Raw genomic sequence first — 26,161 nt, 5'->3', positions numbered from 1 at the left:
ACGGTCCTCCTAATCCTCGCGCCAGGATGCGCGTTCCACGCTGTAGATGCTCGGCACGTAGGGAGGCCAGTAGTCCTGGCTCTGAAAGTTCACGTCCCACCCGAAAAACCTCTGCGGGGGGGTGTACACGTCGCCGGTGCCTGTGCCGCAGCACCGGAACTCGGCCGTGGCCTGCTGGCTGAACCACAGATTGATCAGGCATCCGGTGATGTGGCACTCGCGTCCCGACCAGCTCTCGATGAACCGAGGGAAGTTGTGGATCCCGGCTTCCTCGCCGGATCCGCCCGAGCGGAAGTTGAACCGGCCGGTGAACAGGGCCGCGTTAAAAGCCGAGTTCGATGCGGAGTTTTTCGTATAGGTGCCCCCGGTCTGGCCGTTGTGGCTGGGCCCCCAGTTGTTGGAGAGAAGGGTCACGGCATCGCTCACGATGGCCAACCCCCCCGGGCCGGCAGGGGCGTCCGACCCTCCTGGGCTCGCTACGTTCAGGTCGCCGTCCAAATACACGGGGTTGTCGGTGACAACGCTGGTGCGGGTCACCAGGGTGGGGGAGGATCCGTCCTGCCGGTCGTTGGTGGTGCGGGTGCGGCCCGCCCGGGACCCGATAATCTTCACGGCCTGGAGGTTCCCCGCCCCGGTGCCCGAGGCGAACCCGCCGCCGGAGAGGGAGCGCGAGACGTAGATGAGCAGGCTCCGGCCGTCGGCAAACGGATCCACGCTGCCGTCGAACGAGCCGTTGTCCGACCAGTCCAGGTAGTCCCGGTACCAGAGCTCGAGCCTCTGCAGGTCGATCACGGTGAAGTCCACCTCTTTGTTCTCGCGGGGGTCCCGACGCTCGAGGATGCAGGGGTACCAGGGGTTCATGTTGCCCCGGGTGCCGTCGTACGATCCGGCCCCGGTGTCGTCGGTGGTCACGGGGGCCTCGGGCGAGTACACCATGGTTCCCGGCTGAAGCTGGGTGACGGTGGTCGCCACGTTGCCGTCGGCCATGGTCTTGGCCCCTGTGGACCAGGCTCCGAAGTTCACCGGGTTCCCCAGGGCGTCCACCCAGTAGTTGTGCACCAGGTCGGTCACGTCCTCCTGCACGCCGCCGTTCGGGGTGAAGTAGATCTTCAGGGCGCCCCCCTCGACCACGATCTTTATGCCATCCACGTCGGGCTTCTTGGGGTCGTCGGCGGCGGCCTCGTAGAACCCGTCGCGGGCGAGGGTCTGGTACGAGGCGCTCGGCATCCGGTCCACGCCCACGCGAACGTGGTAGGTGCCGTTGGCGTCCACGAAGCGGGCCTCCTGGACCCCGGCGTTCGTGGCCGTGATGCTGGTGTTGATCTGCTCGCAGTCCCCCGTCGTCACCGGTATGGTTGGGGGTGAGGTCAGGTTCCTCACCCGCACCCGCACCGGCCCGGACGAGCGCGTGCCGATGGTGTTGCCTTCGAACAGGTACTTTCCGGAGTAGATCTCACCGTGCACCGTCAGGATGTGGGGCGCGGCCGCCCCGGCGTTGTCATAGTCCCGGAACCAGATCCCGCCGCTCCCCGGTGCAAAGTAGAGGTTCCCGTTGGTGTGGACCCTTCCCCACGAGTTCATGGTGGGACCGTTGTGCCAGGAGAGGTCGTCCTCGAAGAAGATGTAGTACTGCACCAGCGGGGTCTCCAGCACCCGCACGGTCTCGGCCATGCTCTCGCTGCCCAGGGCGCTGGTGGCCCGGGCCTCCACCTGGTACTCGTACGCAAAGTGGATGATCTGCTGGTTGTTCTCGACCGTGGTGAACAGGAACGGGTCAGGCTCTGCGCCGGGGTTGTTGGGGTCGAGGGAGTTCGTGATCTTGAACTCGGTGGTGAACCCGTTGAACGGGTTGTCGTAGGGGTCTCCGCCTGCCGTGGACGGCTCGGTCCAGTCGGCCGTGGTCCCCGGGGTGTAGGGCCGCAGCTCGTCCCGGAAGGCCGCCATGACCCGGCCCACCCCCACCTCCAGGGCCGCCTCGGCCGCGTAGAACGCCTCCTTGCTGGTTGCCTGGTTGCGGGCGAGCTGGGTGTCGAGGGTGGCGTTCAGGAGGCTGCCCGCCCCCAGCAGCGACAGGAGTGCCAGGATCACCATGGCGGCCACGAGCACGGTGCCCCGGTTCGAGCGTCGGCGGTTCGCGATGGCGTGTCGGCCTGCCGGCCCGTGCCGAGTGCCCGGCCGGTGTTCTCCGTAACCTCGCGGGATCATCTTCATTGCCTCCGGTGGACCAGCGACTCCAGGTGCACGGTGCGGGTCTGGCCGAAACGGTCGGTCCACGAGCACTCCACGGTGACGCGGGCGAAGTTGGTCTGGCCGTTGATCGGGATGGGTTCGACGGTCCACGTCCGAGCGATCGTGAACCCCGTCCCTTCGATCGTGACCGTGTCGGTGGCGCCGTACACCCCGTCGCCGGCCGCGCCGTCGCCGTGATTGCCGTCGTCGTACAGGACCTCGTACACCGTGCCGCCGGTGGTGGTGACGGGGGATCCGCCATTGGATCCGGACAAGAGGCCTGGCACCGTCTTGGAGGTGCCGCTGCCCGGCGGGTCCTCCACCGACGTGAACGCGGGGTCGGTGCTGATCAGGTAGTCGAAGTCGAACACGCTGAATCGGTCGCCCCGCTCCGAGGCGGCGTAGGAGCGCAGCTGCTCCATCTTCTCCTGGGCCGCCACGGTGGCCTCGGAGAGCAGATGGCTGTAGGAGTTGGCCCGTACGTAGGTGATGCTCATCTTGGCGATCGCCAGAAGCCCCACGGCCAGCACCACCAACGCCACCAGCGTCTCGACCAGGGTGAACCCCCCGTCCCGACGGCCCACCGTCCGGACGTCCGACCGGGCCCGCATCACATCTCCTCCCACGACGACGAGGCCGTGTCGTACCGGTACAGCGTGACCTGACCGGCGCGGCCCACCTCCACCGCCCGCAGGCGGTCGTTCCGGGTGTCTTTGTCGCCGGCGGGCATCAGGTAGAAGGCACCGGGGGTGGACAGCAGGCCGTTGGGCAGGAACACGGCGCGGCCGCTCGGAAACGTCACGGCGGACGTGAGGGTGGTTCCGTCCAGGCCGGTCACGGAATTGTAATCGAGGCGCACGTTCGGGAACTCGGTCGCCAGGGCGACGGTCTTCACCAAGGTGTCCGAGGTGGACCAGGACGTGTCGTTGGTGGATTCCTCGTACACCTTGACCGTCTGGTCCGAGCCGGCCGCGAACACCACGTAGTGGATGCGGTTCTTGGCGATGGCCCGCATGCGGGCCAGGTTCATCTCGGTGGCCAGGGCCTTGGCGGCCCGGTTTACGCGGTACTGGGGGATGTAGGTGAGGATCCCCGGGGTCACGACCAGCCCCAGGATGCCGATCACTGCGATGGTGATCATGAGCTCCACCAGGGTGAATCCCCGGCGGCGGTGAGCCCTCATGGCGTTGTTCCTCCCCGAGCCGTGGGGTGGTTCCCCTCGGATACGCTGCAAGCCGCGTTCCGTTTCACCGAAGGCGTCACGAACGGGTCTTCGGGGCTCGGCGGGGTCACCGCCAGCACCTCGAGGGCGGTGGTCCGGCCCTCGAGCACCAGGGCGACTCCGGCCTGGCGAAGGGTGCGCATCCCCGCGGTCCGGGCCAATGCCCCGAGGTGGGCGGTGGGCCGGGCCTGGTGGATCGCCTCGGCCAGCTCCGGTGTGATCCGAAGCACCTCGTACACGCCGGTGCGGCCCAGGTAGCCGGTTCGGCGGCACCGGGGGCAGCCCCTGCCCCGGCGTTCCAGCGTGTTGGGCGGCAGCCGCAGGGCCTCGGCATGGGCCGGCAGAAGGGGCTCCTGGCGGCTGCAGTGGGGACAGGGGGTGCGCACCAGGCGTTGGGCCAATACGCCGAGCAGGGTGGACGAGAGGAGGTAGGGCTCCACCCCCATGTCGAGGAGCCGGCTCACGGCGCTCGGCGCGTCGTTGGTGTGAACCGTCGACAGCACCAGGTGGCCGGTCAGCGAGGCCTGGATCGCCATCCGGGCGGTCTCCCCGTCGCGGATCTCCCCCACCATGATCACGTCCGGATCCTGCCGCAGAAGGGTGCGGAGGGCCGAGGCGAAGGTGAGCCCGATCTGGGGCTGCACGCCCACCTGGTTGAACGCCTCCACCACGTTCTCGATGGGGTCCTCCACCGTGGAGACGTTGCGGGCCTCGGTGGCCAGCCGGCGCAGGGCCGCGTACAGGGTGGTGGTCTTCCCGGATCCGGTGGGGCCGGTGACCAACACCAGCCCGTGGGGGCGGTCCAGGAACCCCTCCACCGCCTCGAGGTCGGCTCCCTGGAGGCCCAGGTCGGGAAGGTCGTTCTCGTGGATCTGGGGGTCGAAGATCCGGAGCACCAGCTTCTCGCCGAACGCCACGGGCAGGGTGGACACCCGCAGCTCCACGGACCGCCCCTCGTGCTCGGTCTTGATCCGGCCGTCCTGGGGAAGGCGCTTCTCGGCGATGTCCATCCGAGCCAGGGTCTTGATCCGCGACACGATGGCGCTGTGGATCCGCCGGGAGAACCGGTGCACGGTGTGCAGCACCCCGTCGATGCGCAGCCGCACCGCCGACTGCTCCCGCTTGGGCTCGATGTGGATGTCGCTGGCGCGCTGGTCCAGGGCGTACCGCAGCAGGTGGTCCACGGCGCGCACAATGTGGCTGTCGGTCGAGTCCAGGTCGGTCTCGGGCCGCATCCGGAAGAACTGCTCCAGGTTCTGGAGATCGTGCAGCTCCCCCAGGTCCCGCTCGGCCGCGGCCACGGAGGTCTGGAACCCGTAGATCTCCCGGATCAGGTGCAGGATCTCGCGCCGGGCCGCGACCCTGGGCTGCAAGGGCTTGCCCAGCCGTTGGCGCACCGTCTCCAGCGCGGCCACATCGAACGGATCGGCCACCGCCACCGGCACCGGATCGGCCCCGGGGTCGAGCACCAGCACGGCGTGCCGCCGGGCGAACGCCCTGGGCAGCGACCGCACGATGGCTGCCGCGTCGAGCTTCAGCGGGTCGATCTGGATCCTGGGCACCCGCGCCGCATCGGCCAGCGCGGCCAGCACCTGGTCGGCGTCGAGGGGGGAGTCGGAGCCGGGGGGCTTCAGCTCGAACGACAGCAAGAGCTCCACCGGGTCCGAGGCGAGGTCCGGTCCCACCCTGCGCCGGAGGGCCGCGGCCTGGATGCCGGCCCGTTCCCGCACGAACCGGGCCTGCGACTCCGTCAGGAGGCCGCGGCGCAGGCACACGCGGGCAAGGAAATCCACGTCCAGGACGCCCCGGAAGGGGACGTCGGGATCGGGTGTGCACGGATCGTGCAAGATGGGCTTTCTCCTTGTCCCGGAAGAGGGGGGTCTGCTAAGTAGGAACCGCCATGCTACCGGCCCTTCCCCTCGGGTTCCAGTGGACGGGGGCTCCCCGGTGGGGGGCTTCGTTCGGCGGGGCCCCCGTTCCCGTTCCCCCCGGATCGTGTCGAGGACCCGCTTCCGAGGTACCAACCGGATCGGCCCACCGGCCGAAAAACTCAAGGCGCACCAACGGAGTTGGTCGACCACGACGAGGAAAGGAGTCTGCCGTTGAGGCGATTGGGAGTGCTTCTGGGGACGGCCCTGATGGCCACGGGGCTCGGGGCCTGTGCGGTGGCACCCGGCGTCAAAGAGGCGCAGGTGCGCTCGGCCCCGCCCGCCGCCGAGACTCCGGGTGCCGGGATCGCCGCCCCCGCGCCGGCCGGGCCTGCGCCGCCGCGCCCGGAGCCGGTGGCCCCCATCCCTGCCGACTCCCCCGAACCCGAGCCGCCGCCGGCGTCCGCCGATGCGTCTCCACCGGTCGGACCCCTCCCCCCCGCCGACGGGGCGGGCCGCGAGGGGAGCACGGAGGGGGAGCGGCCGGCCGTGCCGGCCCAGCCTCCGCCCCCGCCCGTTCCGGCGACGGTCCCGGACGAGGCCCGGAAGCCGGTTGCCGAGGCGCCGGAGCCCCGCTCCCCCGCGCCGGAGGAAACCAACCAGGCCCGAGAGGAGCCCGAGGGGCTTCCGATCCCCGATCACCCGGCCGTGACCTCGCTGCTCGAGGAGTTCTCGGGCCCCCGGCGCAGGACCCTGACCCTCGCGTTCCAGCGGGGGGAGCGGTACCTCCCGATGATCCGCCGGGTGCTGCGCGACGAAGGGCTGCCCGAGGAGTTGGCGTACCTGGCGCTGGTGGAGAGCCACTTCAAGCCCGACGCCCGCTCACCCGCAGGGGCGGTGGGGATGTGGCAGTTCATCGAGTCCACCGCGCGGGCCAGCGGGCTGCGGGTGGACTGGTGGGTGGACGAGCGCCTGGACCCGGAGCTCGCGACCCGGGCGGCCGCCCGACACCTGAAGGAGCTCTACGCCCTGTTCGAGGACTGGAACCTGGCCTTGGCCGCGTACAACGCGGGGCCGGGTGCGGTGGGGCGGGCGTTGCGCCGGTGCAACGTCTCCGATTTCTGGGGGCTTTTGGCGGCCGGAGGGCTGCGGTCGGAGACGTGCCGGTACGTACCCAAGTTCTATGCCGCGGTGGCCATCGCGAGAAACCCCGAGGCCTACGGTCTCACGTGGAAGCGGGAGGCGGATCCTTGGGTCTACGACACCGTTCTCGTGGACTCCCCGGTGGACGTGGGCACCGTGGCGAGGTTGGCGGCCGTGGACCGCCGCGTGGTCGAGGGGTTGAACCCTGCGTTGTTGCGCGGCTGCACCCCGCCGGGATCTTCGGCCTACCCCGTGAGGGTGCCGGTGGGGAAGGGCGAGTTGGTGGCCGCCGCCCTGGAGCGGCTGCCGCCGGACCGGCGGCTGTCCTTCCAGCGGTACCGGGTGGAACCGGGCGACACCCTGTGGGGCATCGCCCGGCGGTTCGGCACCCGGGTGGCGGCGATCCGGGACCTGAACCGGGTCCGGTCCGCCCGCCGGCTCAGGCCCGGCCAGCACCTGGTGATCCCGGTCCCAAGGGGAAGGGCGGTCAAGTCCCGCGGGCGTCGGGTCGATACCCCAGTTCGGATGGGGGAGTATCGGGTGCGACCGGGCGACACCCTATGGGGCATCGCCCGCCGGTTCGGCACCACCGTGGCCCGGTTGCAACGGTGGAACGGCCTTCCCAGGCGGGGCGTGCTGCGGCCCGGGCAGGTGCTCCGGGTGGAGCCGGTGGCGGTCGCCAAGGGGGGGACCGTACACGTGGTGGAGCCCGGCGACACCCTGTGGGGCATCGCCCGCCGGTACGGTGTCGACCTGGAGACGCTTCTTCGGGTCAACGGCCTGCGGCCGGACCATGTGTTGCGGCCCGGCGACGAGCTTCGGGTGCCGGTGTCGGGTTCGGGGGGGTAGGCCCATGTCCTCGTTGACACAAACCGGACCGTTCTGCTAGAAAACGCCGGACTTTTGGCCATGTGGGGTGGCCTGGGGCGAGTTCATTTCATTCCTTTTCCCTTTTGGGGCCGGCCCCGCGAGCGGGCTCGGAGCGCAACGGACCTCGTGGCCGCTGGGTCGGCCACGCTCTTGTCTTGGAGGGACAGGCGGGACGCATGCCCCAGCCCCGGCTTTCCGCGATTGCACTTGTGTGCCTGGCCGCCCTGGCCCCGGGAGTCTCCCGTGCCGCGACCTGGTCCGTGGACGCCTCCGTCTCGGACGAGCGCCGAACCGACGTGACGGCGGAGGGGAGCGACACCACCGAGACGGTGGACCAGTCCTACTCCATCTCCTACGAGCTCCAGATCCATCCCACCCTCACCTTCACCCTCGACCTCGGTCTCGACATCACCGACGAGATCAACGAACCCGACTACGACACCCGCGAGGTCCAGCCCTCCGTGGAGATGGAGCTGCAGGGGCCTTGGTGGACCCTCACGGGGAGTTGGGAAACCTCCGAGAAGTCCTCCCACGACCCCGAGGTGGAGACGACCCGGGACGACTCCTGGCAGGCCGAGCTCACCATGGAGCCCGCGGGCGAGGCCCTACCCGACCTCAAGCTGAGTTTCCAACGCGACCTCTCCAAAGAGGGGGGGGTGACCCAGACGGTGGACACCTCGCGGGAGGCCAGCCTCGATTACGCGTTGTGGGACCTGCTCGATCTGTCGTTCGATGTCCGCAGGGACACCACCGACGACCAGATCAACCCCGACTCGGACACGGAAGACCGGGACTACAGCGTGGACATCTCGTTCGACCGGGAGTTCGGCGACCGGTTCAAGCTGGAGGCCCAGTGGACCAACGAGCGCCAGCAGTCCCTGACGCTCTCCGACGACGGGGACGTGCTGCAGCGTGACGACAGCCTGAAGAACAACGTTCAGGCCCAGATCACGTTCGATCCGCTGGACGATCTGGAGCTGAGCCTCGACCGGGAGATCGATTGGGACAAGGACCTGGAGCAGGCGGCGCCGGTGGAGGTCACCGACACCTGGACCGGGGAGATCTCCTACGGCCGGTCCCTCACGGACACGATCGACATCGATCTGGACTACTCGGACGAGCGCAAGGACACCCGGGGGGCCGAGCCCGGTTCCTACTCGATCACGCGGGACTACTCGGCGGCCCTGGACTTCAGCCCCCTCGAAAACATCACGATCTCTCCCTCGTTCGATCGCAGCGACCAGATCGAGTGGTTCGCGGACCCGACCCAGGCCACCGACGACACCCTGGACGATACCTGGGAGATCCAGTTGGACAGCTCGTTCTGGAACGATCAGGTCGCCTTCACCGTCACCCGGACCTGGAACCAGACCACCGAGAACGGCGAGCGAAGCACCAACGAGCGCAACTGGGACCTGGAGTTCACCCTGTCGTACGAGGGACTGCCCAATCTCACCCTCACCCCGGACTACACCTACACCGAGGACGAGGATCTCCTGACCGATACGGTAGACGTGGAGCGGCAGTGGGAGGTGGGCATCCAGTACGAGCTCACCCTGGGCGATGTGACGACGCTGAGCCTCGATCACACGTACACCCGGACGCATACGGACCCGGCGGAAGGAAAGTCGACGATTCGGCGGGACGACGACACCGATGTGACCCTCTCTTTTACGGATTTTTTCGATGGAATGGGCTTGGAGCTCAGTTTGACGCGCAAGGCATCGGACGAGAGCGAAGATGATCAGGGTCCCACGGTCGACTATACGTACTCGGCCTCCTACGACTGGACGATCTTTGATCAGTACGATCTGAGCTATGAGTATCAGCTCGATAAGAAGAGCGAGGCGGAGGACACCCGGAACCATCAGATCACCCTGTCGGCGGAGTTCTTGGAGGGGTTGTTGTCCGTGAATTTTGAGTGGGAGCTGGATCAACAGCTCGAAGGGGACCGGCGGGACACCCACCGGTACCTGATTGAGGTGCAGGGGCAGTTCTGATAAGGTGACGCCAGTTCCTCGGCGTGAGACGAAGGAATCCGAGGACCCCATGAGACGAGGAGGAGACATCATGCGTCGGACACTGTGGGCGGCAGGCGCGATCGTGCTGGCCACCATGATGGGATGCGCGGGGGCGTCGGTGAAGACCTACGTCAAGCCCCCCACCGGCCAACGCCAGTACGGTAATATCAAGAAGGTTGCGGTGCTGCCCTTCGACAGCGTGGTGGAGGGGGCGCAGGCGCCCAAGATTGCGGAAAACCTGTTTTTGCAAGAGCTCTTGAACCGCGGCACCTTCGAACAGGTGGAGGAGCCCCGGTACGTGAACGAGCTCATGAAGAAGCTCAAGCTGCGGAACACCGAGGGGCTCGATCGGGAGATCGTGCGCAAGATCGGTGAGGAGCTCCAGGCCCAGGCCTTGATCCTGGGCGACCTCCTGGTGTACGGCCGGGAGGAGAACTCGGAGATCGTGGAGTTCGCGCTCCAGGTCAACATGGTGGACACCGAGAACGGGGACATCCTGTGGAGCGGCCGGACCTATGCCAAGTCCAGCACGACCCTGGGCGAGATCCTCGGGGTGAACCAGGGGCCGTCCCCCAACGCCGTGGCGGCCCGGGGGGTGGCCCGGTTGGTCGCCCGCCTGGACTCCGAGTTCCGCAAGGCTCGGGAGGCCGAGGTCCAGCGTATGCTGGAAGCGGCCAAGGCCCGGGAGCTGGCCGGAGAAGAGGGCGCACCGGCGGCCGAGGAGGCAAAGCCCGCCGAGACCGAGATGGCCCCAGAGAAGCAGACGGAAGAGATCCTCCTCAAGGTGAAGCCGAAGTAGGCCGCCGAGGGGGTGCCCGGGCATGCGTCATACATCGCGGGGGCGTCTTCGCTTGGGAGCCACCCTCGGACTCCTCGTGATCGTTTGGGGGGGATGGGCTTCGGCCCGGGTGATGTCCTGGAGGGCGGCTGAGGGGTTCGGCGAGCACGGCCGGGGTCGCAACGAGCTGCGCGAGCCCGTGGACGTGGACGTGGATCGGGACGGCACCGTGACCGTGCTGGACCGAAAGCGGGAAGCGTTGGTGCGGTTCGCCCGATCGGGACGGTGGCAGGGGACCTTCGGGGGAAGCCGGGGCTCCGGGGATCTGCGTCTGCGGAGGCCCCAGCGCCTGGCCCGGGGGCCGGACGGTCGACTGTGGGTGGTGGACACGGGCAACCACCGGCTGGTGGTGGTGGACGAGGCCGGGAACGAGGCCTTCGTTCTGGGCAGCCTGGGGGGGGGCGACGGACGGTTTCGGCACCCGGCCGACGTAACGTTCGACCGCCGCGGCCGTCTTTACGTGGCGGACCCGGGCAACGAACGGGTCCAGGTGTTCCGGCCCGACGGCACGTTCCTGGCCTCGTGGGACCGCCGCACCGGGAGGCGGCGTGACCACCTGGGCAAGCCGGTGATCGTGGCCTACACTCCGGAAGGCCGCGGCGGCCTGTGGGTGCTGAGCCGGGGATGGCGGCGTCTGGAGCGGTTCGACCTGGACGGAGAGTGGGAGGAGACCCTCGATCTCTCGTCGTGGCTTCCCGAGGGGGCGCAGGTCGAGGATGTCGTGGTGGAGCCCACGTTCTACCGGATGTTCCTTTCGGACCGCGCCACCGGAAAGATTTGGGTCCTGGACCGGCGGGGGGAGAAGATAGCCGAGATCCTGCCGGCCGAGGGGGAGGCGTTCGAGCCGGCGGGGCTTTTCGTACTGCGGAACTGGGACGTGTACGTGGCGGACCGGGCCGGCCGGCGCGTACTCAAGTTCGAACGGCAGTGAACCGTACGGATGGGATAGGGAGAGGGGACCATGGCACGGAAATCCCTGCAGACTCTGCTCGTCGTGATCGGGGCGGTGGCGCTTTGGAGCTCTGGCGCGATCGCGGAACAGAAGAAGATGACCCCCCTCGATATCCCCATGATCGGGGACATCGAGATGCTCAAGCCCGGGGACAAGGCCCCGGACTTCACGTTGGAGGACATCGAGGGCCGCTCGTTTCAGCTCTCGAAAGAGGTCCCACAGAAGGTGCACCTGCTGGTGTTCTGGTCGATCTTCTGCGAGCCGTGCAAGGCCGAGATGCCGTTGATCGAACGGCTCTACGAGGAGTATCGGGACAAGGGGTTCGAGGTGATCGCCGTGGCCCTGGACGGCGAGCCGATGAAGAAGAGCATCGTGGGCCTCGTGAAGCAGCAGGGGTACAAGTTCCGGGTGTTCATCGACAAACTGGCCCCGGACGAATCCTTCGTGGTGGCCGACCCCTACGGTGTGGCCGGCACCCCCACCCTGTACCTGGTGGGCCGCGACGGCAAGATCGCCTTTGCCGAGGTGGGCCTCACGGACAAGGAAGTGCTGGAGAACGAGATCCGGAAAGCCCTGGGGCGGTGATCGATGGGCCGGTGGCGTCGTTCCGTCGGGTGGGTGTGCCTGGGGCTGCTCGTGGCCGCGGGAACGCCCGCGTTTTCGGCCGAGAAAGTGCAGCCTTTCACAGGAATGACGCTGCCCGGTGAGACGTTTGACCTCCGGGACTACCTGGGCAGGGTTCCCATCCTGCTGGACTTCGGCTCCATCTACTGCTCCAGCTGCGTGCAGTCCCTCCCGCGCCTGGTCAATCTGCAGAACCGTCACGGGGCCGACAAGCTTCGGGTGGTGGGGATCAACCTGGACACCTACAACGTGGCCCGGGTGCGGCGGTTCTACGGCCAGTTCAAGGACATGCTGTCGTTCCCCGTGGTGCTGGATCTGAACCTCAAGATCAGCCGCGCCTTCCAGGTGACGACGCTGCCCACCTACGTGTTGGTCGACCGCAACGGCGAGATCGTCCAGACCGTGGTGGGGTACAACGAGGGCCGTTGGAACGAGCTGGAGGAGGCCGTACGCCGGGTGGTGGAGGAGGGGGCCACCGCGGGCCAGATGGGTGGGGCGGCGGAGAACGTGGTGCTGTTGACGCCGGACAACTTCACCAAGACCTACCAGGACTCCATCTCGGTGGTCGGGCTGACGGGAGGGCGCAAGGGGCCGTTCATCCTGCGGTTGAACGGGGGAAGCGAGAGGGAGGCCAAGAACTACGGCAAGATGTTCTGGGTTCGCACCCCGTTGAGCCTGGGGTCCAACTACATCGAGATCCGATACCCCGAGGAGGACGGGGGACAGGGAAACCTGGCGATCGTGCTGTTTCGGGAGCCGATGATGGGAGAGGGGCTCCAGTCGCCGTTCCCCGAGTTCCAGTTCCACACCTCGGACCACGAGGACCGGTGCCGGCGGTGTCACCAGATGGAGCCCGAGGGCGGGGGCGAGGTGGCGGTGATCACCACGTTCTGCCTGCGGTGCCACGGATACCTGACCGACCAGACCTGGGTCCACGGTCCGATTCCGGTCGGAGGCTGCAGCCCCTGCCACGACTTCACGAGCAAGCCGCACAAGTACGACCTGTTGAACCAGGGGGCCGACCTGTGCTTCACCTGCCACGACGACATTCGGGCCCAGTTCACCCGGACCAACGTACACGGGCCGGTGGCGATGGGGTTTTGCACGGTGTGCCACAGCCCCCACGGTTCGCCGTTCAAGTTCCAGCTGCGGCTCCCCCAGGGGGACCTGTGCCTGTCCTGCCACGAGAACATGAAGGAGAAGATGAACCGGTTCGTGCTCCACAAGCCGTTTGCCGAGGGCAACTGCTCCGGATGCCACGATCCCCATTCGTCGGACAACCCCAAGTATTTCTTGAAGGGCGTGGGCGAGGCCCTGTGCCGACGGTGCCACGACGACGAGACCTTGGCCCGTCACAAACACCCGGTGGGTCGTCCGCCCAAGTTCCTCGTGCCGGGCATGCGGCTGGATCCGAACGGGAACCTGACCTGCTTGACCTGCCACGACCCCCACGGCTCGGACAGCGACCGGATGGCCACGGTCCCGGGGGGCTGTGCCGGATGCCACCAGATGTGAGCCCTGGTGGGCCGCGAGGCAGAAGCGAGAGACTAGAAACTAGAAACTAGAGAAATTCCGGGTAGCCTGGCCCGTTAGGTGGCACACGCTCCATCAGGCTCAAGGCCCCCTGGCTGCCCAGCGGGCCGAAGGCCCCAGACCGAGGACCGTTGACCGTAGACCGACGACCGAAGTTACTGGGAAGGGAATAACCATGGCCGAAAAGGTTCCCACGGGCTTGGGCGTCCGGCTGATCCTCGTGTCCGCCGCCATCGTGGCCCTGGCCGCGCTGGTGGTGGGCGCGGTGGTCACGAAGCTGAGCGAGGACGAGGTGAAGGCCCGGCTGCGGGCCGAGGCCTCCGAGTTGGCTCGGATCGTGGAGGAGGTGGCGGGGGCGTCCACGGCGGAGTCCGACCTGTCGCGGGTGGTGTTGCGCAACCGGCTGCGCCGGGCCGGCTCGGCGTGGGTGCTCGACCGGCAGGGGCGGGTGATCGCGGCCCCCGCGGCCATGGGGGACGCCCAGGACCTGGGGGGGCTCGAGGTGGAGCTGTTGGCCGCCCGCAAGCCCCTGGAGACCCTCGGGGAACGGGGGCGGGGGAACCGGCTCCGGCTCGCCGAGGCGGTGGGGGACTACGAAGAGGGCATTGGGTTGGCCACCCTGTTCGGGGAGCCCCGGATGGTGGCGTTCCGGGTGCTCCGGGACCGGGGGTGGGTGGTGGCGGTGGACGAGCCCTACGCCTCCTCGAGCAGCGTGGCGGCGAGCCTCAAGAAGTACGTGCTGTTGACCTGCGGGGTGCTGGGGTTGTCCATTCTGCTTAGCACGGCCCTGTCCATCTCGTTCGTGATCAAGCCGTTCTACCGGGAGCGGTTGGACCTGCTGGCCCGGGTGGAGGCGGCGAACCGCAACCTCAGAAAGCTCCACGAGGTCTCGGTGGGCATGCAGCGGACGCTGGCCCTGGAGGACCGGATCCGGACCATTCTGGGGGCGGCCCACGAGGTGCTGGGGCTCGACCGAATCTTCCTGTTCCTCCCCAACCCGGAGCGCACGGTGCTGGAGTGCAAGGGCGCGTTCGGCAACCAGGACGAGTCGCCGGAGGAGATTCGCCTGCCCCTGGGGCCGGGGGGTGGGGTGATCGCCCAGGCGTTCCTGCAGAAACGCACCTACCGGGTGGAGAACGCGCGGGAGCTGCCCCCCGACCTGCGGCTGCAGCCCCCCTATGACGAGATCCGCGCGCTGCGCAGCCGCAGTTTCATCGTGATCCCCATGATCGTCGAGAGCGACTGCGTGGGGGTGGTGGCGGTGGACAACCAGATCAGCAAGCGGCCGATCCCGCCGGAGGTGATCGAGACCGTGGAGCTGTTCACCAGCCAGGCGGCGGTGGCGATCGAGAACGCCCGGCTGTACCAGCAGCTCAAGCTCTACGCCGACGAGCTGGAGGTCACGGACCACCTGACCCAGCTGTTCACCTTCTTCCACTTCAAGAAGCTGCTGCAGGGCGAGATCGACCGGGCCCGGCTGGCCGGCACCGCGTTGGGTCTGTTGGTGGTCCGGATCGACAACTTCGCCCAGTACAACGAGCGCCTGGGCCACAAGCACGGCGACGAGGTGCTACGGCGGGTGGCCGAGATCATCCGGGAGCGCAGCATGCCCAAGGACGTGATCGGCCGGTGCTTCGGGTCCACCTTTGCCGTGCTGATGCCGGGGGCCGACGCCGAGACCGCACGGGAGCGGGCGGCCGACCTGCTGGCGGCCCTCGAGGAGGAGTCCTACCCGGGCGAGGAGGCGCTGCCGGAGGGCCGGTTGCGGTTCGCCGCGGGGTGGGGGGAGTACCGTCGGGCGGAGGGGGCGAACGCCGAGGAGTTCTTCGCGGCCGTCAACGAACGCACCAAGGAAGCCCAGGGGTGAGCCGGTACCGAAACCCGTTGCCCACCGTCGACGTGGTGATCCTCCGGGAGGAGGGGGTGGTGCTGGTGGAACGCCGCAATCCCCCGCTGGGGTGGGCTCTGCCGGGGGGATTCGTGGAGGAGGGCGAGTCACTCGAGCAGGCTGCGGTGCGGGAGGCCCGGGAGGAGACCGGGCTGGAGGTCCGGCTCCGGGAGCAGTTCTTCACCTACTCCAACCCCCGCCGGGACCCCCGCCGCCACACGATCACCACGGTGTACCTGGCCCGGGCGGAGGGCACCCCCCTGGGGGGCAGCGACGCCCGGCAGGCCCGGATCTGGCCGTGGGACGCCCTGCCACCCCTGTGCTTCGACCACGGCCGAATCCTGGCCGACGTGCGCCGCTACCTGGCCACGGGGGAACGCCCCCGGCTGGAAGGCTTGTAACTTCGGTCGTCGGTCTACGGTCGCCGGTCGTCGGTCTCCTGGCCCCTCAGATTTCTCTAATTTCTAGTCTCTAGCGGAGGGGCTTCCCAGCCTTTCTAATGCATTCGCAGGTAACAGCAGTGGCCGAAGGGCCGGCCCGAGCCGCAGGGGCACGGCGCGCCCAGGTCCGGCCGGGCCGGTCGCTCGGGTGGGGGTTCCTCGCGCTCCGCAGCCTCCTGCTCCTCACGCCGCCACCGCTCCTGGCGTTTCTCGATCTCCTCCGGCTCGTAGAACACGAGCCAGTCCCTCCGGTAGTAGTCGAGACCCGCGTTGCCGGACCGGTCGGACAGGAGCTCGTCCACCTCCCAGTCGTAGAACACCCCCTGGTACTCGGGATCGTCCCGGTGGCGGGCCGCCTCCTCGCGGCCGAAGGCCAGCAGGAGATCCCGGTGCTGGCTCGACTTCAGGTCCACCAGGATGTTGGCCGCGGTCTGCCGCAGGTACAGCGGTTCGGCCGGATCGGCCAGGATCCGGGCCGCGGTTTCGAGCACCTCGGCCTGGCGCCGGGGGGCTGCGAGGGCTGCGGCCACGGTGGATGCCAATGCCACCGATCGGGCCCCGGGGCCGGCCGTGGGGTCGTGGACCACGGCCATGAGGGGGCCGTATGCCGCTTCGGCGATCCGGCCGAACATGCTGGGCAGGTCCTCGGTGACCCAGTCGCAGTCGAACGCGTCGGCCCACCGCAGGGCGGTGAGCAGGGGGATCAGCGCCTCTTCGTTCTCCATGGCGCCCAGGATGTAGGTGGCGTGGACCACGGCCCACCACTCGGGAAGCTGCTGGGTCCAGGCGCGCTTGTCGGACACGATCTCGGCGAGCCGGGGCAGCAGACGCCGGGAGCGGCGGAGAAACTCGTCGACCGCCTCGCGGGGAAGCCGGTCCGCCGCCGTGTACAGTAGGTCGACGAGTTCGTCGTCGGTGAGGCTCCGGAACCGGGGGGTGTCCATCGCGATGTCAGGTCGACAGGCGGCCCACGGCCTCGGCGAACCGGCCCACCCCCTCCCGGATGGCGTCCTCGGACGTGGCGTACGACATCCGCAGGTGCTCGGACGAGCCGAACGCCTCGCCGGGCACCACCGCCACCCGGGCCTCGTCCAGCAGGAACGCGGCCAGGTCCGCAGGGGCCCCGATCCCCCGGTCGCCCCACCGGCGGCCGAACAGGCCCGACACGTTGGGGAACACGTAGAACGCTCCCTCGGGCCGGCGGCAGGTCACGCCCGGGATGCGGTTCAGGGCCTCCACGATCAGGTCCCTGCGCCGCGCGAACGCCCGGCGCATCTCCTCCACGCAGGCCTGGTCCCCGATCAGGGCGGCCACGGCGCCCTTCTGGGCGAAGCTCGTGGGGTTCGAGGTGGACTGGCTCTGGAGGGCCTCCATGGCCCGGATCACCTCGGCCGGTCCGGCCGCATACCCGATGCGCCAGCCGGTCATGGCGTAGGTCTTGCTCACCCCGTTCACGATCACCGTGCGGTCGCGCAGATCCGGGGCCACCTCCAGGATGCTGACGAACCGCTCGTCTCCGTACACCAGTCGGTGGTAGATGTCGTCGCTCACCACCACCAGGTCCCGGCCGCGGATCACATCGGCCAACGCTTCCAGGTGCTCGGCCCGGTACAGGGCCCCCGTGGGGTTGGAGGGGCTGTTGATCACCACGGCCCGGGTGCGGGGGGTGAGGGCCGCCTCCAGGGCCTCGGGTTGCATCCGGAACCCGTCGGCCTCCCGCGTGGGAATCACCACCGGGCTGCCCCCCGCGAGCCGGACCTGCTCGGGGTAGCTCACCCAGTAGGGCGCCGGCACGATCACCTCGTCGCCGGGGTCCAGGAGCACCTGGAACAGGTTGTACAGGGTGTGCTTGGCCCCGCACGACACGGTGACCTCGGTCGGTCCGTACTCCATCCCGTAGTCGCCGGCGATCCTCCGGCACACGGCCTGCTTGAGCTCGGCGGTTCCACCGGCCGGGGTGTACCGGGTCTCGCCCGCCTCGAGGGCCTCGACCGCGGCGCGCACCGCGTGGGCCGGGGTGTCGAAGTCGGGTTCGCCTGCGCCGAACCCGATCACGTCGATCCCCTGGGCCCGGAGCTGCTTGGCCTTGGCCGTGATGGCCAGGGTGGGCGAGGGTTTCAGCATGCGAGCGCGGGAACTGAGTCTCACCGTTCACCTCCGTTCGTGGGGGAGCGCCCGTACTTGGCCTGGAGCGCCTCGATGACGACGGGGGGGGCCAGGTCCTTGATGCAACCACCCAGCTCGAACACCTCTTTCAGGATCCGGGAGCTCACATAGCTGTAGTTCTCCCGGGCCGCCAGGAAGAATGTGTCCACCGAGGGGTAGATCTTCCGGTTCATCAGGGCCATCTGGAACTCGTACTCGAAATCGCTGACGGCCCGCAGCCCGCGCACCACCACCCGGTAGCCGTTGCGGCGCATGTACTCCACCAGCAGCCCTTGGAACGCGTCCACCTCCACCCGGGGATGGTCCGTGAACACCTGGCCGATCAGGCCCATCCGCTCGTCCACCGAGAACAGGGTGCGCTTGTCCCGGTTCACGGCCACGAGCACCACGACCCGGTCGAACACCTCGGCCGTTCGTTGGATGATGTCCACGTGGCCGTTGGTGATGGGATCGAAACTTCCGGGATAGACGGCAACCGATTCGCTCACGACGTCGCCTCCTGTGGGAGAGCCCTGCTTTATACTGGAGCGCCAAGAGCCTGTAAAGGCGGCGAGGGCTCGAAGCCGCGCCCCCAGCCGGGCGGTGTGGCTGCCGGGCCAGTAGACCCGGCCGCAGCCCGAGCACGCGAGGAAGCGGTCGTGGGCCACCGCCACGTGGTCGGGTACCCGCTGGAGCACCTGGTCCCGGTGGGCGGGCTCGAGTCGGCCGTTGCACACCAGGCACCGGGTCCACGGCCGGGGTGGGCGGTGGGGGGGCAGGGCCCGGAGCACCTCGGCGGTCTGGCGGCGGGGGTCGGCCGCGGTCACCAGCACGCACCGCACCCCCCGGGCCCGGCGGTGTAGGGCGCGGTCCCGGGTCACGAGGATCCGCCCCTGCCTCTGGGCCAGGCCGAGGAGGGCCGGATCGGGCAGCTCGGGCCGGAACTCGGCGTCGTACCCCAGAAGCCGAAGGTCCCGGGCCACGTTGCCGAGCATGGCGTCCACCAGGAAGCTTGGGCATGCCGCGGGCCGAAGGCCCCCACCAACGACCGGGGACCCACGATCGGAGACCGAAGCTCCTGGCAAGCTTGCGCGTTTCAAACGAAAGTTGCCTCCTGCCGGGCGTTGACACGCGTCGTGCGGATATGATAGCAAAAGCGCCACCGCTTGGATCCGCATGACGGACCGGGACGGGAGAACGCCAGCGCGATGTGCCCTTCGGGCCGCCCGGAGGGAGGAGAACCGTCGTTTCGCCGCACCGCTGCGGCTTGGCGCCCCCGGTCTGCCGGTGGGCGCTTTTGTTTGTCCGGGAAACGGCGTGCGCGCCGTGGGAGCCGTTCCATGGAGTGGTTCGAGACCGTAGAAGCGATGCGCGCCTGGTCCCGCGGACGCCGGGCCCGGGGCGAGACCGTGGGGCTGGTGCCCACCATGGGGTACCTCCACCGAGGTCACATGGCCCTGGTGGCCCGGGCCCGGGAGTGCGCGGACCGGGTGGTGGTGTCGATCTTCGTGAACCCCACCCAGTTCGGCCCCGGCGAGGATTTCGACCGCTACCCCCGGGACCCCGAGCGGGACCGCAGGATGTGCGAAGAGGCCGGGGTGGACGCGGTGTTCGCGCCCGCCCCGGCGGAGCTGTATCCCCCGGGGTATCAGACCTACGTGACCGTGGAGGAGGTGTCGAGGCCGCTGTGCGGGGCGTCGCGGCCCGGACACTTTCGGGGGGTGGCCACGGTGGTGCTGAAGCTGTTTCACGCCGTGGAGCCGGACGTGGCGGTGTTCGGCGAGAAGGACTACCAGCAGCTCCAGGTGGTGCGGCGGATGGTGCGCGACCTGGACGTGCCGGTGCGCATCGAAGGGGTGGCCACGGTCCGGGAGCCCGACGGGCTGGCCCTGTCGAGCCGCAACACCTACCTGAGCCCGGAGGAGCGGCGCCAGGCGCTGTCGATCTCCCGGGCGCTGGGCCGGGCCCAGGCGCTGGCTTCTTCGGGGGTGGTGGAGGCGGCACGGATCGCGGACGAGGTCGAGGGGATCATCGCCGGGGCCGGCCTCCGGATCGACTATGTGGAGGTTCGACACCCGGAGACCCTGGAGCCGGTGGAGACGGTGGTGCCCCGGGCCGTGGTGGCGGTGGCGGCGTTCGCCGGCGACACGCGACTCATCGATAACCGTGTGGTGGTGGCGGGGGAAGATGCCGGAGGTGCGAAATGACCCGTTCCATGCTGAAAGGAAAGATCCACCGGGCCACGGTGACCGGTGCGGACCTCCACTACGAGGGCAGCGTGACGATCGATCCGGTGCTCCTGGAGGCGGCGGACATCGTGCCCTACGAGGAGGTCTGGATTTACAACATCGCCAACGGCGAGCGGTTCCAGACCTACGCCATCCCGGGCACCCGGGGGGAGGGGGAGATCCGGCTGAACGGGGCCGCGGCCCACAAGGCCTCGCCCGGGGACCTGGTCATCATCTGCGCCTACGCCCAGGTCCCCGAGGACGAGGTGGCGGCCTGGAAGCCGCACCTGGTGTTCGTGGACGCGGCCAACCGCATCGCCTCCCAGAAGGCGGCCTGACCGTGGCCCGGCTCTACACCGCGTCGTGGGTCCTGACCATGAACGGCCCCGCCCTCGAGGGTGGGGCCGTTCTCGTGGAGGGGCCGGTAATCCGTGCGGTGGGGAGGTTGGCCGAGGTGGCTCCCATCGCCGCGGGGGCCGAGCGGGTGGATCTGCCCGGGTGCGCCCTGATGCCGCCGCTGGTGAACGCCCACGCCCACCTGGAGCTATGGGGCCTGGTCCCGCCCGCCGGCCCCGGCGGGTTCGCCCGGTGGGTGCTCCAGGTGGTGGCGCGGAAGAGGTCGGCCGCCCCCGGCCGCTGGGGACCCGCCGTGGCCGAGGCCGCCCGGGCGTGCGCCCGAGGGGGGCAGGGGTGGGTGGCCGACGTGGTGACTCGGCCCGACGCCGTGCCAGGGTATCCCGAGGGGGGCCCCCGGATCCTCGCGTACCCCGAGCTGATCGCGGCGTCGCCCGACGGGGTGGAGAGGGCGTGGGCCGCGGTGGAGGAGCTGGAGGAGGGGTGCCGCCCCCACCTCTGGGGCGTGTCCCCGCACTCGCCCTACACGGTGTGCGCCGAGGGGCTGCGCCGGGCCCTGGCCCGCCGGCGGCTCATGGTGCACGTGGCCGAGTCGCCGGACGAGATCGAGTTCTGCCTGACCGGAACCGGGCCGATCCGAGACGAGCTGTACGCCGCCCTGGGCATCGCTCCGCCCCCGCCGCCGGGCCGCCATCCGGTGGAGTGGCTCCGCGCCGCCGGCGCCCTGCGGCCGGGTACGGTCCTGGTCCACGCGGTCCACCTGGAGGCCGAGCACGTGGCCCTGGTGGCCCGGGCCGGGGCCGGGGTGGTCCTGTGCCCTCGGAGCAACCGTCGCTTGTCGGACCGGCCGGCCCCCGGCCGGGATCTTCTGGACGCCGGCGTGCCCGTCGGTCTGGGCACCGACAGCGTGTTGTCGTCGGGCAGCCTGGACCTGTGGGCCGACGCGGCCGCGGCCGTGGAGGACTACGGGTGGACCCCCCGGGAGGCCCTGGAGACGGCCACCCGCGGCGGGGCCGGGGTCCTCGGCCTGGGCGGGGGGGCGGCCTGTTTCGCGCCGGGCGCAGGTGCTGATATATTGGCGGTCCGCGCCCGGGGGCCGGACCCCTGGGAGGCGGTGTTGGCGGATCGGCAGGTGGTGGGGATGTGGCTCGGCGGGAGATCCGTGCCGGGCCGGAAGCAGGTCCCGCGCCCCGGATGACTGGGGGGCTCCTGTTTGATCGCCGCCGGATGAGTTCGATTCGGGGATGGGGGTGAGGAGGCGTCGTGGGCTGGATCGGGCGGGTCATCCGGTACGTGCGGGACCGGATCCGGCGGAACTTCATCGCCGGGTTCGTCGTGATCGTGCCCCTGGGGCTCACCTTCTACGTGGTGGCGGCCATCGTGCACTGGGCCGACCGGTTCCTGGAGCTGGTGCCCCAGCGGTTCCTGCCCGAGACCTACCTGGGGTTCCGGATCCCGGGGCTGGGGGTGATCCTGACCCTGTTGTTCATCCAGGTGGTGGGGTTCCTGAGCGCCAACCTTCTGGGCCACAGCGTGGTCCGCACCTACGAGCGGGTGCTGGACCGGATCCCCGTGGTCCGCACCCTGTACCAGGCGGTGAAGCAGTTCCTGGAGCAGCTCATCGACGCCCGCTCCGACCGGTTCCACCGGGTGGTTTTGGTGGAGTACCCCCGCAAGGGGATCTACAGCATCGGGTTCGTCACCGGGGTCAGCCGGGGCGAGGTCCAGAACCGCACCCCCCAGAAGGTCCTGAACGTGTTCGTGCCCACCACCCCGAACCCGACCTCGGGCTACTACCTGCTGGTGCCCGAGGAGGACGCCGTGCCCCTCCAGATCAGCGTGGAGCAGGCGTTCAAGCTGATCATGAGCGCGGGCATGGTGGGTTGGGAGCCCTTGGAAACGAAGGCCCGCCCCGGGGGGCGGGCCGCGTCCGCAGATTTTATTGACCCGGCGACAAAATAGACGCGACTCCTCGGAGGTAGGGGCAAGGGACCTGCCTCCGGCCGGGGGGCGGTCGCGTCTGTACTCGTACTAACGCCCCGCGGCCTTCCGCTTGCTGGCCTTGAGGGGGTTGAGCATCTTCTGGGTCTGCTCCTCCTCGATCTTGATGTGGGTGGCCATGTTGCACAGGCCCAGGGCCCATTGCTTCTGAGGGGCGGGGTAGGCGGAGCAGTACTTGCCGGTGGGCCACTCCTCGATCCGACCGCACCCCTCGCACTTCTCCACCACGGGACGGCACTGGCCCCCGGGGAAGGTGCACCCCTCGGCACCCCAGAAGAAGCAGTCCTTGTCCTTCTTGATCGTCTGGCACGACATGGCGGTGTTCCTCCTCTACGCTCGCGGCCGGCCGGGCCGGCGGATTCCCGAAAGTGCGAAACTCTACTCCGGACGCTGAGAACTTGTCAACGATGGTGGCCCACGGGGCCGAGCGGGTGCTCCGTCGCCACGGCCTGTGGGGGAAGGGGCTCGTGGTGGCCGTGTCCGGGGGGGTGGACTCGGTGTGCCTGGCCCGGGTCGCGGCGGAGCTGGCGACCCGCGGGCTGGGTCGGGTGGAGCTCGCCCACGTGGACCACGGCCTGCGGCCGGAGTCGGCCCGCGACGAGGCGTTCTGCCGGCGCCTCGCCGAGGAGCTGGGGGTGCGGTTCCACTCGACCCGGCTGGATCCGACCGGCCGCACCGGAAACCTCCACGCCTGGGCCCGGCGGGAACGCCGGACGTTCCTGGAGGCGGTGCGGGCCCGCCGGGGCCTCGGGGCCGTGGCCCTGGCCCACCACGCCGACGACCAGGCCGAGACCGTCTTGTTCCGGCTGATCCGGGGTGCGGGCCCCCGGGGCCTGGCGGCCATGGCCGAGTGGAGCCCTCCGTTCGTGCGCCCCTTCCTGGGGGTGTGGCGGGCCGACCTGGAGGCGTTGGCCCGGGGCCGGGGCTGGGCGTGGCGGGACGACCCGTCCAACGCGTGCCCCCGTTTTTCCCGCAGCCGGATCCGCCATGAGGTCCTTCCCCTGCTCGAGCGGATCCACCCCGGGGCGAAGCGGGCCCTGGTGCGGGCCGCCCTTCTGATCCGACGGGACGAGGAGGCCCTGACGGCGTGGGCCCGCCGGGCCCTGGACCGCGCCGTGGTGGTGGAGCCCGAGGGGGCGAGGCTGCGGGTCTCGGACGTGGGGGCCTGGCCCGAGGCGGTCCGGTTCCGCGCGTACCTGGCGCTGTGGGAGCGATTGGGCGGCGATCCGGCGCGGCTCGACCTGGCGCACCTCGAGGCCGTGGACGGGCTGCTCGGACCCCCTGGGCCCCACCGGCAGGCCCCGGTGCCGGGGCCGTTGCGGGTGTGCCGAAGCGGGGAGGACCTGTGGTTCCTGGCGCGGGACCCGGGGCCCCCGGCCCCCGAGGTCCACCTGTCGGAGCCCGGCGATCGGTTGGACGTGCCGGGCCTGGGTCGGCTGGAGTGGGGCACGGGCGAGCCGGCTCCGGACGGGTGGATCGCCGTGCCCCACGGGCGGGGCGCGGGGGGATTGGGGCTGCGGCCCCGACGGGCCGGGGACCGGATCCTGCGCTCGGGCCGTTGGGTCAAGGTGAAGGACGTGCTCATGGAGGCCCGCATTCCCCGGTGGCGGCGGGATCGGATCTGGGTGGTCACCGACCGCGGGGGGAGCTTCGGTCTCATCGGACCCGGCGTCGCGGTGGGGCCGGACGAGGGGCCCTCGTGGGTCGCGTTTCGGGCCGGTGGTCCGGGGGACGGGAGCCCTGCTTCGGGGGCCGGCGGGCGGAAATCCGTTGTTGCCTGGTGAACCGATGTGCTAAGTTTCCCTTTTCCTTCCAGCCCGTTTCTCCTTTCTTCCAGACCGAGCGGAGTCGTACCGGATGTCGATCGCTTCCCGGCCTCAGAGGCCGTTTTTCCGCAACATGGCCCTGTGGCTGCTCATCTTGTTGGTGCTTCTTCTCCTGTTCCAGATGTTCCCCGGCAACCAGCCCGTGCAGCGGGCGGTGACCTACTCGGACTTCCTCGAGGCGGTGGAGGCCGGTCAGGTGAGCGAGGTGGTGCTCCAGGGCCGGGAGATCCAGGGCGTCATGACCGACCGCACCGCGTTCCGTACCTACCGGCCCGACGACCCGGACCTGGTGCGGATCCTGCGGAAAAACGGGGTGGCCATCACGGCCAAGCCGGAGAAGGAGTCGCCGTGGTACGTGACCATCCTGATCTCGTGGTTCCCCATGCTGCTGCTGATCGGGGTGTGGATCTTCTTCATGCGCCAGATGCAGGCGGGCGGCGGCAAGGCGCTGAGCTTCGGCAAGAGCCGGGCCCGCATGCTCACCCCCGACGAGACCAAGGTGACCTTCGCCGATGTGGCCGGGATCGACGAGGCCAAGGAGGAGGTCGAGGAGATCATCGAGTTCCTCAAGAACCCCAAGAAGTTCACCAAGCTGGGGGGCCGGATCCCCAAGGGGGTTCTGCTCATGGGGCCGCCGGGGACCGGGAAGACCCTGCTGGCCAAGGCGATCGCGGGCGAGGCAGGGGTGCCGTTCTTCTCCATCTCGGGATCTGACTTCGTCGAGATGTTCGTGGGCGTGGGCGCGAGCCGGGTGCGAGACCTGTTCGTGCAGGCCAAGAAGCACGCCCCCTGCATCATCTTCATCGACGAGATCGACGCGGTGGGCCGCCACCGGGGGGCGGGGCTGGGCGGGGGCCACGACGAGCGCGAGCAGACCCTAAACCAGCTCCTGGTCGAGATGGACGGGTTCGAGTCGTCCGAGGGGGTGATCCTGATCGCCGCCACGAACCGGCCCGACGTGCTCGACCCGGCCCTGCTGCGGCCGGGCCGGTTCGACCGGCAGATCGTGATCCCCCGGCCCGACGTGCGCGGCCGCGAGGGGATCCTCAAGGTCCACGTGAAGGGCGTGCCCCTGGCCGACGACGTGGACCTGCAGACCCTGGCCCGAGGAACCCCGGGGTTCAGCGGGGCCGACCTCGAGAACCTGGTCAACGAGGCGGCCCTGGCCGCGGCCCGCCAGGACAAGGACCGGGTCGGCATGGAGGACTTCGAGAAGGCCAAGGACAAGGTGCTGATGGGCGCCGAGCGCCGGAGCCTGGTGCTGTCGGACGAGGAGCGGCGGAACACCGCCTACCACGAGGCCGGCCACGCGCTGGTGGCCATGCTGCTTCCGAACGCCGACCCGATCTACAAGGTGTCCATCATCCCCCGCGGCCGGGCCCTGGGGGTGACCCAGCAGCTGCCCATCGACGAGCGCCACACCTACACCCGGGAGTACCTGATGGACCGGATCGCCGTGTTCCTGGGCGGCCGGGCCGCCGAGGAGCTGTCGGTGGGGCACCTGACCACCGGGGCCGGGGACGACATCGAGAAGGCCTCGGAGATCGCCCGGCGCATGGTGTGCAAGTGGGGCATGAGCGACCGGCTGGGTCCCCTCACCTTCGGCCGGGAGGAGGAGCAGATCTTCCTGGGCAAGGAGCTCGCCGCCCACCGGGACTACTCGGAGCGCACGGCCGAGGAGATCGACTCCGAGGTGAAGCGGATCGTCCGCGAGAACCTGGAACGGGCTCGGAGGCTGCTGGCCGACAACCGCGACCGGCTCGACGCCCTTGCCACGGCCCTGCTGGAGCGGGAGGTGCTGGTGGCCGATGAGATCCAGAAGATCCTCGGGGAGGTGCCGGGGGGAGACGACCCGGAAGGGGGCGGCGGCACCGGGGAGGAGCACTCGGGTGCGGAGACCAAGGACGTCCGGTCCGACACCCCGGGGAAGGACCCACGCCAGGTCGAGCTGTTCGGGTGAGGGCATGAGCTCTCGGCGG

General features: G+C 69.5%; 22 protein-coding genes. 14 read left to right on the top strand and 8 right to left on the bottom strand.

What is annotated here, in order from left to right; genetic code table 11:
* Positions 1-9: 9 nt before the first annotated feature.
* From DEFCA_RS0111455 to DEFCA_RS0111440, 4 genes are read right to left on the bottom strand one after another with little or no spacing between them, the layout of a single operon-like run.
* Complete coding sequence (locus DEFCA_RS0111455) at positions 10-2,205, bottom strand: PilX N-terminal domain-containing pilus assembly protein (RefSeq protein WP_035802909.1); 2,196 nt, start codon at positions 2,203-2,205, stop codon at positions 10-12.
* Positions 2,206-2,207: 2 nt separating this feature from the next.
* Positions 2,208-2,840 carry a choice-of-anchor X domain-containing protein gene (locus DEFCA_RS0111450; protein WP_025323159.1) on the bottom strand — a complete coding sequence of 211 codons (633 nt, stop codon included), beginning with the start codon at positions 2,838-2,840 and terminating at the stop codon, positions 2,208-2,210.
* Positions 2,840-3,412: a GspH/FimT family pseudopilin gene (locus DEFCA_RS0111445; protein WP_025323158.1), complete on the bottom strand. Its 573-nt coding sequence runs from the start codon at positions 3,410-3,412 to the stop codon at positions 2,840-2,842. Before DEFCA_RS0111445 ends, DEFCA_RS0111450 begins: the two co-directional genes overlap by 1 nt.
* Positions 3,409-5,298 carry a GspE/PulE family protein gene (locus DEFCA_RS0111440; protein WP_025323157.1) on the bottom strand — a complete coding sequence of 630 codons (1,890 nt, stop codon included), beginning with the start codon at positions 5,296-5,298 and terminating at the stop codon, positions 3,409-3,411. Before DEFCA_RS0111440 ends, DEFCA_RS0111445 begins: the two co-directional genes overlap by 4 nt.
* A gap of 255 nt (positions 5,299-5,553) precedes the next feature.
* Between DEFCA_RS0111440 and DEFCA_RS20725 the strand changes: the two genes are divergently transcribed.
* The 8 genes from DEFCA_RS20725 (at position 5,554) to DEFCA_RS0111400 (ending at position 15,589) form a co-directional block, all read left to right on the top strand.
* Complete coding sequence (locus DEFCA_RS20725) at positions 5,554-7,311, top strand: LysM peptidoglycan-binding domain-containing protein (RefSeq protein WP_169709554.1); 1,758 nt, start codon at positions 5,554-5,556, stop codon at positions 7,309-7,311.
* 197 nt (positions 7,312-7,508) lie between these two features.
* Positions 7,509-9,332: a TonB-dependent receptor gene (locus DEFCA_RS0111430; RefSeq protein ID WP_169709553.1), complete on the top strand. Its 1,824-nt coding sequence runs from the start codon at positions 7,509-7,511 to the stop codon at positions 9,330-9,332.
* A 70-nt stretch (positions 9,333-9,402) separates the two neighbouring features.
* Entirely contained in the window at positions 9,403-10,152 is a 750-nt protein-coding gene (locus DEFCA_RS19520) for a hypothetical protein (protein WP_025323154.1), read from the top strand.
* Between the two features lie 76 nt (positions 10,153-10,228).
* Positions 10,229-11,122: an NHL repeat-containing protein gene (locus DEFCA_RS0111420; protein ID WP_035802905.1), complete on the top strand. Its 894-nt coding sequence runs from the start codon at positions 10,229-10,231 to the stop codon at positions 11,120-11,122.
* Between the two features lie 30 nt (positions 11,123-11,152).
* Positions 11,153-11,728, top strand: coding sequence for a TlpA family protein disulfide reductase (locus DEFCA_RS20720; protein ID WP_025323152.1), 576 nt, complete (start codon positions 11,153-11,155; stop codon positions 11,726-11,728).
* Positions 11,729-11,731: 3 nt separating this feature from the next.
* On the top strand, positions 11,732-13,282 hold the full coding sequence (locus DEFCA_RS20715) for a cytochrome c3 family protein (protein WP_025323151.1): 1,551 nt from the start codon (positions 11,732-11,734) through the stop codon (positions 13,280-13,282).
* Positions 13,283-13,475: 193 nt separating this feature from the next.
* On the top strand, positions 13,476-15,167 hold the full coding sequence (locus tag DEFCA_RS0111405) for a diguanylate cyclase domain-containing protein (protein WP_025323150.1): 1,692 nt from the start codon (positions 13,476-13,478) through the stop codon (positions 15,165-15,167).
* Positions 15,164-15,589 carry an NUDIX domain-containing protein gene (locus DEFCA_RS0111400; RefSeq protein WP_025323149.1) on the top strand — a complete coding sequence of 142 codons (426 nt, stop codon included), beginning with the start codon at positions 15,164-15,166 and terminating at the stop codon, positions 15,587-15,589. Before DEFCA_RS0111405 ends, DEFCA_RS0111400 begins: the two co-directional genes overlap by 4 nt.
* Positions 15,590-15,684: 95 nt before the next feature.
* Here DEFCA_RS0111400 and DEFCA_RS0111395 read toward each other — a convergent pair whose 3' ends face one another.
* The 3 genes from DEFCA_RS0111395 to coaD are packed head-to-tail and all read right to left on the bottom strand — an operon-like array spanning position 15,685 to position 18,951.
* On the bottom strand, positions 15,685-16,572 hold the full coding sequence (locus DEFCA_RS0111395) for an SEC-C domain-containing protein (protein ID WP_025323148.1): 888 nt from the start codon (positions 16,570-16,572) through the stop codon (positions 15,685-15,687).
* A 7-nt stretch (positions 16,573-16,579) separates the two neighbouring features.
* Positions 16,580-17,776 carry a pyridoxal phosphate-dependent aminotransferase gene (locus DEFCA_RS0111390; RefSeq protein ID WP_025323147.1) on the bottom strand — a complete coding sequence of 399 codons (1,197 nt, stop codon included), beginning with the start codon at positions 17,774-17,776 and terminating at the stop codon, positions 16,580-16,582.
* Positions 17,773-18,951, bottom strand: a complete 1,179-nt coding sequence (coaD, locus tag DEFCA_RS24205; protein WP_084319119.1) for a pantetheine-phosphate adenylyltransferase — start codon at positions 18,949-18,951, stop codon at positions 17,773-17,775. The genes DEFCA_RS0111390 and coaD overlap by 4 nt, the downstream gene beginning before the upstream one ends.
* 162 nt (positions 18,952-19,113) lie before the next feature.
* Between coaD and panC the strand changes: the two genes are divergently transcribed.
* The 4 genes from panC to DEFCA_RS0111365 all read left to right on the top strand — a co-directional run bounded on the left by panC (position 19,114) and on the right by DEFCA_RS0111365 (position 22,317).
* On the top strand, positions 19,114-19,980 hold the full coding sequence (gene panC / locus DEFCA_RS0111380) for a pantoate--beta-alanine ligase (RefSeq protein ID WP_025323145.1): 867 nt from the start codon (positions 19,114-19,116) through the stop codon (positions 19,978-19,980).
* Positions 19,977-20,339 (top strand): aspartate 1-decarboxylase, encoded by a 363-nt coding sequence (gene panD / locus DEFCA_RS0111375; RefSeq protein WP_025323144.1) that lies wholly within the window; start codon positions 19,977-19,979, stop codon positions 20,337-20,339. The genes panC and panD overlap by 4 nt, the downstream gene beginning before the upstream one ends.
* 2 nt (positions 20,340-20,341) lie before the next feature.
* Entirely contained in the window at positions 20,342-21,553 is a 1,212-nt protein-coding gene (locus DEFCA_RS0111370) for an amidohydrolase family protein (RefSeq protein WP_025323143.1), read from the top strand.
* Between the two features lie 65 nt (positions 21,554-21,618).
* Positions 21,619-22,317 carry a DUF502 domain-containing protein gene (locus DEFCA_RS0111365; RefSeq protein ID WP_245693468.1) on the top strand — a complete coding sequence of 233 codons (699 nt, stop codon included), beginning with the start codon at positions 21,619-21,621 and terminating at the stop codon, positions 22,315-22,317.
* Between the two features lie 69 nt (positions 22,318-22,386).
* On the opposite strand, the gene DEFCA_RS0111360 is transcribed toward DEFCA_RS0111365, so the two are convergent.
* A complete protein-coding gene (locus DEFCA_RS0111360) occupies positions 22,387-22,671 on the bottom strand; it encodes a PxxKW family cysteine-rich protein (protein WP_025323141.1) in 285 nt (94 codons plus the stop codon).
* A 92-nt stretch (positions 22,672-22,763) separates the two neighbouring features.
* On the opposite strand from DEFCA_RS0111360, the gene tilS reads away from it, so the two are divergent.
* Both tilS and ftsH read left to right on the top strand, forming a co-directional pair.
* Positions 22,764-24,140, top strand: coding sequence for a tRNA lysidine(34) synthetase TilS (gene tilS, locus DEFCA_RS24200; RefSeq protein ID WP_025323140.1), 1,377 nt, complete (start codon positions 22,764-22,766; stop codon positions 24,138-24,140).
* Positions 24,141-24,213: 73 nt separating this feature from the next.
* Positions 24,214-26,142 (top strand): ATP-dependent zinc metalloprotease FtsH, encoded by a 1,929-nt coding sequence (gene ftsH, locus DEFCA_RS0111350; RefSeq protein ID WP_025323139.1) that lies wholly within the window; start codon positions 24,214-24,216, stop codon positions 26,140-26,142.
* Positions 26,143-26,161 lie beyond the last annotated feature (19 nt).

The organism is Deferrisoma camini S3R1 (assembly GCF_000526155.1).
Classification (GTDB): Bacteria; Desulfobacterota; Deferrisomatia; order Deferrisomatales; family Deferrisomataceae; genus Deferrisoma; species Deferrisoma camini.
Note: the sequence above shows the minus strand (reverse complement) of the source record. Positions and strands in the feature narration are given on the sequence as shown.

What these genes read in the sequence shown, in the direction of transcription:
- DEFCA_RS0111455 (WP_035802909.1), bottom strand. Translation starts at nt 2,205, where the DNA reads ATGATCCCGCGAGGTTACGGAGAACACCGGCCGGGCACTCGGCACGGG.
- DEFCA_RS0111450 (WP_025323159.1), bottom strand. Translation starts at nt 2,840, where the DNA reads ATGCGGGCCCGGTCGGACGTCCGGACGGTGGGCCGTCGGGACGGGGGG.
- DEFCA_RS0111445 (WP_025323158.1), bottom strand. Translation starts at nt 3,412, where the DNA reads ATGAGGGCTCACCGCCGCCGGGGATTCACCCTGGTGGAGCTCATGATC.
- DEFCA_RS0111430 (WP_169709553.1), top strand. Translation starts at nt 7,509, where the DNA reads ATGCCCCAGCCCCGGCTTTCCGCGATTGCACTTGTGTGCCTGGCCGCC.
- DEFCA_RS19520 (WP_025323154.1), top strand. Translation starts at nt 9,403, where the DNA reads ATGCGTCGGACACTGTGGGCGGCAGGCGCGATCGTGCTGGCCACCATG.
- DEFCA_RS20720 (WP_025323152.1), top strand. Translation starts at nt 11,153, where the DNA reads ATGGCACGGAAATCCCTGCAGACTCTGCTCGTCGTGATCGGGGCGGTG.
- DEFCA_RS20715 (WP_025323151.1), top strand. Translation starts at nt 11,732, where the DNA reads ATGGGCCGGTGGCGTCGTTCCGTCGGGTGGGTGTGCCTGGGGCTGCTC.
- DEFCA_RS0111405 (WP_025323150.1), top strand. Translation starts at nt 13,476, where the DNA reads ATGGCCGAAAAGGTTCCCACGGGCTTGGGCGTCCGGCTGATCCTCGTG.
- DEFCA_RS0111395 (WP_025323148.1), bottom strand. Translation starts at nt 16,572, where the DNA reads ATGGACACCCCCCGGTTCCGGAGCCTCACCGACGACGAACTCGTCGAC.
- coaD (WP_084319119.1), bottom strand. Translation starts at nt 18,951, where the DNA reads ATGCGGATCCAAGCGGTGGCGCTTTTGCTATCATATCCGCACGACGCG.
- panC (WP_025323145.1), top strand. Translation starts at nt 19,114, where the DNA reads ATGGAGTGGTTCGAGACCGTAGAAGCGATGCGCGCCTGGTCCCGCGGA.
- panD (WP_025323144.1), top strand. Translation starts at nt 19,977, where the DNA reads ATGACCCGTTCCATGCTGAAAGGAAAGATCCACCGGGCCACGGTGACC.
- DEFCA_RS0111360 (WP_025323141.1), bottom strand. Translation starts at nt 22,671, where the DNA reads ATGTCGTGCCAGACGATCAAGAAGGACAAGGACTGCTTCTTCTGGGGT.
- tilS (WP_025323140.1), top strand. Translation starts at nt 22,764, where the DNA reads ATGGTGGCCCACGGGGCCGAGCGGGTGCTCCGTCGCCACGGCCTGTGG.
- ftsH (WP_025323139.1), top strand. Translation starts at nt 24,214, where the DNA reads ATGTCGATCGCTTCCCGGCCTCAGAGGCCGTTTTTCCGCAACATGGCC.